This window comes from Dehalococcoidia bacterium (genome assembly GCA_040902535.1).
GTDB lineage: Bacteria > Chloroflexota > Dehalococcoidia > DSTF01 > JACRBR01 > JBBDXD01.
Window position 1 is genome coordinate 54,811 of record JBBDXD010000027.1, and the last position, 7,094, is coordinate 61,904.

The 7,094-nt window shown below is 65.1% G+C and carries 10 protein-coding genes; 6 read left to right on the forward strand and 4 right to left on the reverse strand.

Annotated elements, in window-relative coordinates; genetic code table 11:
• Window positions 1-3: 3 nt before the first annotated feature.
• The 4 genes from aroA to WEB52_15030 all read left to right on the forward strand — a co-directional run bounded on the left by aroA (window position 4) and on the right by WEB52_15030 (window position 3,337).
• Window positions 4-1,302 (forward strand): 3-phosphoshikimate 1-carboxyvinyltransferase, encoded by a 1,299-nt coding sequence (aroA, locus tag WEB52_15015; GenBank protein MEX2227745.1) that lies wholly within the window; start codon window positions 4-6, stop codon window positions 1,300-1,302.
• Between the two features lie 50 nt (window positions 1,303-1,352).
• The gene (locus WEB52_15020; GenBank protein MEX2227746.1) at window positions 1,353-1,634 is read left to right on the forward strand and encodes an extracellular matrix/biofilm biosynthesis regulator RemA family protein; all 282 of its coding nucleotides are present in this window, start codon (window positions 1,353-1,355) and stop codon (window positions 1,632-1,634) included.
• Window positions 1,631-2,230 (forward strand): guanylate kinase, encoded by a 600-nt coding sequence (gene gmk / locus WEB52_15025; GenBank protein MEX2227747.1) that lies wholly within the window; start codon window positions 1,631-1,633, stop codon window positions 2,228-2,230. The genes WEB52_15020 and gmk overlap by 4 nt, the downstream gene beginning before the upstream one ends.
• 171 nt (window positions 2,231-2,401) lie before the next feature.
• Complete coding sequence (locus WEB52_15030) at window positions 2,402-3,337, forward strand: cysteine synthase family protein (protein MEX2227748.1); 936 nt, start codon at window positions 2,402-2,404, stop codon at window positions 3,335-3,337.
• Here WEB52_15030 and WEB52_15035 read toward each other — a convergent pair.
• The 3 genes from WEB52_15035 to WEB52_15045 form a co-directional block, all read right to left on the reverse strand.
• Window positions 3,324-3,677 (reverse strand): hypothetical protein, encoded by a 354-nt coding sequence (locus tag WEB52_15035; protein ID MEX2227749.1) that lies wholly within the window; start codon window positions 3,675-3,677, stop codon window positions 3,324-3,326. The genes WEB52_15030 and WEB52_15035 overlap by 14 nt on opposite strands.
• A 184-nt stretch (window positions 3,678-3,861) precedes the next feature.
• On the reverse strand, window positions 3,862-4,368 hold the full coding sequence (locus tag WEB52_15040; protein MEX2227750.1) for a hypothetical protein: 507 nt from the start codon (window positions 4,366-4,368) through the stop codon (window positions 3,862-3,864).
• A gap of 5 nt (window positions 4,369-4,373) precedes the next feature.
• Window positions 4,374-5,054 carry a DUF433 domain-containing protein gene (locus tag WEB52_15045; protein MEX2227751.1) on the reverse strand — a complete coding sequence of 227 codons (681 nt, stop codon included), beginning with the start codon at window positions 5,052-5,054 and terminating at the stop codon, window positions 4,374-4,376.
• 116 nt (window positions 5,055-5,170) lie between these two features.
• Between WEB52_15045 and WEB52_15050 the strand changes: the two genes are divergently transcribed.
• Window positions 5,171-5,380 carry a hypothetical protein gene (locus WEB52_15050; GenBank protein ID MEX2227752.1) on the forward strand — a complete coding sequence of 70 codons (210 nt, stop codon included), beginning with the start codon at window positions 5,171-5,173 and terminating at the stop codon, window positions 5,378-5,380.
• Complete coding sequence (locus WEB52_15055; GenBank protein ID MEX2227753.1) at window positions 5,381-6,079, forward strand: 2'-5' RNA ligase family protein; 699 nt, start codon at window positions 5,381-5,383, stop codon at window positions 6,077-6,079.
• A 118-nt stretch (window positions 6,080-6,197) separates the two neighbouring features.
• Here the strand turns inward: WEB52_15055 and WEB52_15060 are convergent, their stop codons facing one another.
• A complete protein-coding gene (locus WEB52_15060) occupies window positions 6,198-6,866 on the reverse strand; it encodes a histidine phosphatase family protein (protein ID MEX2227754.1) in 669 nt (222 codons plus the stop codon).
• Window positions 6,867-7,094 lie beyond the last annotated feature (228 nt).

Below are 7,094 nucleotides of genomic sequence, written 5' to 3' on the forward strand. Positions count from 1 at the left end.
GCGATGACCGAACGCGTGATCAAACCGGCGCGGCGGCTGCGAGGCACCATTCAGCCTCCCGGCGACAAATCCATCTCGCACCGTGCCGCGATCCTCAACGCGATCGCCGATGGTGAGGCGGTCGTGCACAACTTCCTGCCCGGCGAAGACTGCCGTTCGACGCTGACCGTCTTGCGCGCGCTCGGCGTCGAGCACGAACTCGACACCTCCGGCGATGTCTCCGTGCTGCGCATCACCGGCGCCGGCATCGATGGTCTGCGCGAACCGCCGGGCGTGCTCGACTGCGCCAACTCCGGCACGACCATGCGCCTGATGGCCGGTGTGCTCGCGGGCCAGCCGTTCCTCTCCGTGCTCGATGGCGACGATTCGCTGCGCTCGCGGCCCATGGCGCGCATCGCCGAGCCCCTGCGCCGCATGGGCGCGCGCATCGACGGCCGCGACGGCGCCCGGTTCGCGCCGCTCACCGTGCGCGGCGGCGGCCTGCACGGCATCCGCTACAAGCTGCCGATGGCGAGCGCGCAGGTGAAGTCCGCCGTGCTCCTCGCCGCGCTTTATGCCGAAGGCGAGACGATCGTCGAGGAGCCGGGCCCGGCGCGCGACCACACGGAGCGCATGCTCGATGCGATGGGCGCGCACATCGAGCGCGAAGGCCCCGCCGTGCGGATCACGCCCGGTACTCGCCTCGAAGCACTCTCCATGCGCGTGCCCAACGACATGTCCGCGGCGGCGTTCTGGATCGTCGCCGCCACCGTACACCCGGACGCTGAGCTGCGGATCACAGGCGTCGGCATCAACCCAACACGCACCGGCATCATCGACGCCCTCCGCGCGATGGGCGCCGACCTTGCCATCGAAGAGGAGCGCGTCGTAGGCGGCGAGCCGGTGGCGGACATCGTCGTGCGGTCGTCGCAGCTTGAAGGCACAGTCGTCGAAGGCGACCTCGTGCCCCGACTGCTCGATGAGGCGCCGGTGCTCGCCGTGGCGGCGGCGTTCGCTCGCGGCACCACGGAAATCCGCGATGCGGGGGAACTTATCGTCAAGGAGTCGAATCGGGTCGCCACAACAGCTTCACAATTGGCGGCGCTCGGAGTACGCATCCGAGAGCGTCCGGACGGCATGATTATCGAAGGAGGGAACGGGATCGCGGGAGGAAACGCGCGCTCCTTCGGCGATCACCGCCTCGCGATGGCGCTGGCGGTCGCAGGAGTCGCCGGGGCCGGCGCCGTCACCATCGAAGGCGCCGAATGCGTCGGCGTCTCCTATCCGGGATTCTGGCGCCACCTGGAGGCGATCTCCCGGTGAGAATCGTACATACGGAAAGGGGGAGCACGGACGAGGGTCAAGGTGAAGGCATGGCTAGCACTGATTTGATACACATCGGCTTCGGCAACTACGTGGCCTCGAACCATATGGTCGGGATCGCGTCGCCCGGCTCCGCGCCCGTGAAGCGCCTGGTGCAAGAAGGCCGCGGCAAGAGCAACACGATCGACATGACCAGCGGGCGCCGCACCAAGGCCGTCGTGTTCATGGACAACGGCACCATCGTCCTCGCCGCCATCACCCCGGAGACGATCGAGGGCCGCGCTCGCGGCAGGCGCCTGCAGCGCGTGCACGGCGATGAGGACGTTGCGTGACCGAGGCTGAAGCCTCGAGCGCTGCGCCGCTCCTCGTCGTGCTCACCGGCCCGTCGGCGGCCGGCAAGGATGCCGTGCTCGACGAACTGGCGCAGCGCGGGCGCCGGTTTCACCGCGTCGTCACCGCCACGACGCGCGCCCCGCGCGACAACGAACGCGATGGCATCGACTACTTCTTCCTCACGGACGCCGCGTTCGACGAGTTGATCGCCGGCGACGGCTTGCTCGAATGGGCGCAGATCTACGGTCACCGCTCCGGCGTGCCAAAGCAGCAGGTCGAAGACCGGCTGAGCGAAGGACTGGATGTCTACGTGCGCACCGACGTTCAGGGCGCGGACTCGATCAAGCGACTCATGCCCGGCGCCGTGCGCGTCTTCATCGCACCGTCCAAGTTCGAGGATCTCGAGCAACGGATACGCGCGCGCGGCTCTGACGACGAGGAGCGCGTCACGCGCCGCGTGGAAGCCGCGCGCGGCGAGATGGCCCGCCAGGACGAGTTCGAGCACGTCATCATCAACGAATCCGGCAAGCTCGCCGAAACCGTCGACCAGCTAGAAGCGATCTTGGAGCGCGAACGCGCAGCCCGCGTCCTGTAACACCGTTCCGCACACCTCCAACTTCCAACCCCCCAACGACCAGCAACCAGCAACCAACCACCAGCAACCAACCACCAGCAACCAGCGACCAGCGACCAGCGACCAGCGACCAGCGACCAGCAACCAACCACCAGCAACCAGCGACCAGCGACCAGCATCTACACTGCCCCCATGCACCATCTCCACCTGGTCCAGAACATCGGCAGCACGCCGATGGTCGAACTGCGGCATCTCTCCCCGAAGCCCGACGTCCGGCTGTTCGCGAAGCTCGAAGGCTGGAATCCGACCGGCTCGGTCAAGGACCGCATCGTGCGGCACATGCTGGTGCACGCCGAACGCGACGGGATCATCGTCCCCGGCGACACCGTCATCGAAGCGAGCACCGGCAACACCGGCATCGCGCTGGCAATGATCGGGCGCGCGCTCGGCTACCGGGCGAAGATCGTTATGCCGGAAAACGTCTGGCCCGAAATCCCGCGCTCGCTCGCCGTCTACGGCGCCGAGGTGCACTGGGTGCCCGCCGAGGCCGGCGTCACCGGCGCCATAAATGCCGCGCGCAAGCTGGCCGCGTCTGAACGCCGCTTCATGCTCGACCAGTTCTCCAACGAGCACAACGCCCGCGCGCACTACGTCTGGACCGGCGCCGAGGTCCTGGAAGACGTGCCGGACGTCGATATCTTCGTCGCCGGGCTGGGCACGGGCGGCACGCTCATGGGCACCGGCCGCCGCCTGAAGGAAGCCAACCCATCGACGAAAGTGATCGCCGTCGAGCCGCATCCCGGCAACCAGTTGCAGGGCCTCAAGTCGCTCGCCGACGGCTTCATCCCGCCGATCCTCGACCTGCACTTTCTCGATGGCAAGATCCTGGTCCGCAGCGGGCACGCGTTTCGCGCCGCCCGCCTGCTGATGGAGCGCGAAGGCATTTTCGGCGGCATCTCCGCCGGCGCCGTGCTGCACGCTGGTCTGCGCTTCGCCGAACGCATCACGAACGGGAACATCGTCATGATCTTCGCCGACAGCGGCTGGAAATACCTCGATACGAACCTCTGGTCGCGCGGCCTGCCCGAAGAGGACGAGGAGGACCTTGATGACATCATCTGGTGGTGAAGCTTTGAAGGACCGCGCGGTTGTCGAAATCGTCGACGCTACGGACGAGGAGTACAGGCGCGTGCTCGGCCACCTCTTCGAGCTGTACGTCTATGACTTCAGCGAGTACACCGGCTCCGACGTGCACGACAGCGGATCGTACGAGGTCGTCGAGAAAGACTACTGGTGCAACGAGTTCCCGCATCGTTACATCGCCAGGGTCGACGGCAAGATCGCCGGCTTTGCGCTCGTCCGGCGCGGCAGCCCGCTCGATGCGGATGCGCTCGCAGCGTACGTCGAAGAGTTTTTCGTGCTCCGCAAATATCGCCGAAGGGGCGTCGGTGCGCAGCTCGCGAGGCACGTGTTCGCGCAGTTTCCCGGACGCTGGCAGGTCGCCGTGCTGCGCAACAACCTGCCCCCCAGGCCTTCTGGAGCCATACGATCGGCCCGCTCACAGACGGCAACTTCGAAGAGCGCCAGTGGGACGACGAGAACTGGCGCGGCCCGGTGTACTTTTTCGATAATGCGTAGCGCAAGGGCGTGCCTCAGGATCCAACCAGAAAGGGATTGGGGCGCAGCCTTTCACGCTCGTAGAGTTCCTTGGCGGTAATGCCTTCTCGCACCGCAACTTTCTCGACGCCTTCATTCCAAGGGTTGAGCGGCGATTTCGACGGAGACCGACGAATAATCCACAGCTGCGCCTTCCGTGGAACGAGCTGTCTGCTGATGTATGGCAGATGAATCATGAGAAGCCCGGTTGCTACTAGCGGATCGTTGTCCACGTCCTCGAAGACAATCATCGAAAGCCGCGACTGACATAGGACGACCATTTCCTTAGCAAGGTTGAGCATCCTAGAGTCGAGCGTGATGAATGCATCTACCCCGCCTCGCAACCGCAGTTCTCGCAGCACTTCCCAGTCGTCGTGATCCTTGACCAGATCAGGGTGTAGGTTCCTGAGTCCGGCGATTCTTATATGGTCAGGCCATGGTAGTAGTGCCATGACGTTCGTAGGGAAGTCGTGATCAAGAACGAACAGCCGCGAATCCGGCATTCGCGTCAGGCAACCTTGAGGAGGTTGCGCTTCAACTGCTGTTCCAAATCAATGGCATCAGTCAGGGATGTCGCGGACAAGTCTGGATACATCTCAAGAATCTGCCTGTCGCCGTACCCCTTGGATGACAGAGCGTCCAGCACACGCGTCTCGATCCGCGTATCCTCAACATGTGGTTCCCCCGCCAACTTACCGGGAACAATCCGGAGGGTAGCTCGAGGTCGGCGCAAATCAGGTCCGCTAACAAAGCTATCGACAAAGAACTGCTCAAGCGGATCCAGCATTTCTCTGCCGAGGAGTCTCAGTCGATCCGTTGGTGTGACTAGTTCAGACCCTTCGCCCGAATGCGTGTACGTCTTTCCAGCCCGATCCACATAGATCGTGACTTCGCCCTTCGAAAGAGCATCTCCCATCCGGGACGATGTGGTTTCAATCGCCTTAATCATGCCTTTGACACGGCGCATACTAGTGGCGGATCGATCCTCCGGATCTATTGGATGCCTCAACCAATAGATCGCGCGCAACGCAACTAGGTCCGACCACGACCAAAGCATGATTCGCTCGGCGGAAACGTTTGGCGTGAGGATATCGTGGCGCGCCCAGAAGTAGACCGTCCTCTTTGGGACGCCAGCCAGAGAGCTCGCCCGTTCGGCGGTATAGACGCCTCGGAGGAGTTCATTCTCCATCGCGTATGGGAGCATACACCCTCAGGCGAGGCGCCGACACCTGAATTCCGCAGCTTTTTGATTCATTCTTGACGGTGACCGAGCGAGCTACCATGACATCACACGGAGGGACCGCCATGGCAGATCAGACGATGCGCGACGAACTCAACGACGTCAAACAGCACGCGAAGGATGCCGCCCGCGCCTCGCTCATGGCCGTACGGGGCGCCGTCGACTTCGTGCTTAACAAGCTCGACGGTGACGACGCGCCCGCGAAAGGCGATCCCGCGGACCGCATGACGCCCCGCGACACGGCGCCACCGCCGCCATCCCACGACGACGCCTGAGTGGCGCCTCGCTTCACGTCGTTCGACGACGCGTGGCGCTGGTTCGAGGACGGCGGCGCGCTCGTGCCCGTCGCCGAACAGCGCGAGCAGCTGCTCGCCGGCCGGGCGCAGTTCCTCGTGTTTCACGCGCACGTCACCGACCGGCGCGTGCTGGATATCGCGCAGGATGTGCTCGACGCGCTGAGCGATGTGTCCGGGCTCGTGCCGATGGATCCGGACCAGCTCCACATCTCGATCCGCGCCGTCGGCTTCCAGGTGATCGAGAAGCGCCGCGACGATGAAGTCCTGCGACAGGACGTCGGCGCGATCGGCGACCGCGCAGCGAAGATCGCACGGCGCGCGAAGGCCGCGCGCGCCGAAGCCGGACCGGTGAACGTCTTCCCGGAAGCGCTCATCCTCGAAGTACACGACGCAGGATCCGCGTTCGCAACGCTGCGACGCGATCTCGCAGCCGCAGTCAGCGCCGATGCGTTCGGCATCGATGACGCGCAATACCTGCCGCACATCACGATCGCGTGGTTTGAGTCTGCCGCAGTTGCCGACGCGCTCCGCGAACGGCTGCCTGAGGTGCGCGCGAAGATCGAGCCGGTCGAGACGCTTGTGCGGCACATCCAGCTCGCGCGCTGGTGGTTCACCGGCCTCGACGACGACGCAGCGCCAGAGCTGGACGTCGTGCGCGACTACGGGCTCCGCGGTTAACGCACCGCGAACACGCGCACCGGCTCCTCGATGAACGTCGTGCGCGAATACGCCCTGCGCGGGTGACGCTAGCGGAGGACGGGCTGGATCTCGATCCGTGTCCGCGAACGGCCGCCGCCTACGGCGCCGCGAGCAGCCCGTCGAGCCCCACCCAGCCCTCCATCCCCGCCAGGTGCGCGACGTCGTTCATGCGCTCGACCCCCGGCTCGCCGAACCGGTCGCGGACGAGCGTCGTGACGCCTGTCGTGTGCGCGGCAAATCCGATCAACTCCAGCGCCTCCGGCGTCAGCCGCAGCCAGCGCGCGATGACGCACTCCATGCTGGCGCCGTGCGCCACAACCACGGGCAGGCGACCATCACCATCCAGCTCATCCAGAAACGATGAGGCGCGCTCATACAGTTCGCGGCGCGACTCGCATCCCGGGAACGGCCGGTCGTCCATCAGCCACGGCCGCGCGAAAGCCTCCGCATAGCGTGCCCGCGCGTCATCGAGCGTCATGTTCGCGGCCGCGCCGTTGTTGTGCTCGCGCAAGCGCGCATCCGCGATCGGCTCCACCCCGAACTCCGTCGCGATGTGCGCCGCCGTCTGCATCGCGCGCTGGAAGTCGCTCGTGTACAGCGCGACCGGCGTGTCGCCAAGCTCCGACTTGAGCCGCGCCGCGAGCCTTCGCGACTGCTCATGCCCGAGCGACGTCAGCGGCGTATCCGTCCAGCCGCCAGTCAGCCGCCGCACATGATGCTCCGACTGCGCATGCCGCACGACGATAACCAACGATGGCTCAGGCACAAGACGCTCCTCTCGCAAACGGAGCAACTATATCAACCGGACCAGATCCAACCATCGCTCTCTGGGAGATCCCGTGCCGACAATCAACGACTAGTCACCGCTCCCCTCCCAGATCACCATCTGCGACCATCTTTCCCATCTGCGGACACCGCTCCTCAACCGCCCCTCCGACATCCGACCTTGTATCTCCGAAACGCCGTACTCTAGTCGTCGTACACGGGCGGTTCG

Bases quoted from the DNA above. Each gene is read 5' to 3' on its own strand.
- WEB52_15050 (MEX2227752.1), top strand. From the start codon at position 5,171: ATGGCAGATCAGACGATGCGCGACGAACTCAACGACGTCAAACAGCAC.
- WEB52_15030 (MEX2227748.1), top strand. From the start codon at position 2,402: ATGCACCATCTCCACCTGGTCCAGAACATCGGCAGCACGCCGATGGTC.
- aroA (MEX2227745.1), top strand. From the start codon at position 4: ATGACCGAACGCGTGATCAAACCGGCGCGGCGGCTGCGAGGCACCATT.
- WEB52_15045 (MEX2227751.1), bottom strand. From the start codon at position 5,054: ATGGAGAATGAACTCCTCCGAGGCGTCTATACCGCCGAACGGGCGAGC.
- WEB52_15020 (MEX2227746.1), top strand. From the start codon at position 1,353: ATGGCTAGCACTGATTTGATACACATCGGCTTCGGCAACTACGTGGCC.
- WEB52_15040 (MEX2227750.1), bottom strand. From the start codon at position 4,368: ATGCCGGATTCGCGGCTGTTCGTTCTTGATCACGACTTCCCTACGAAC.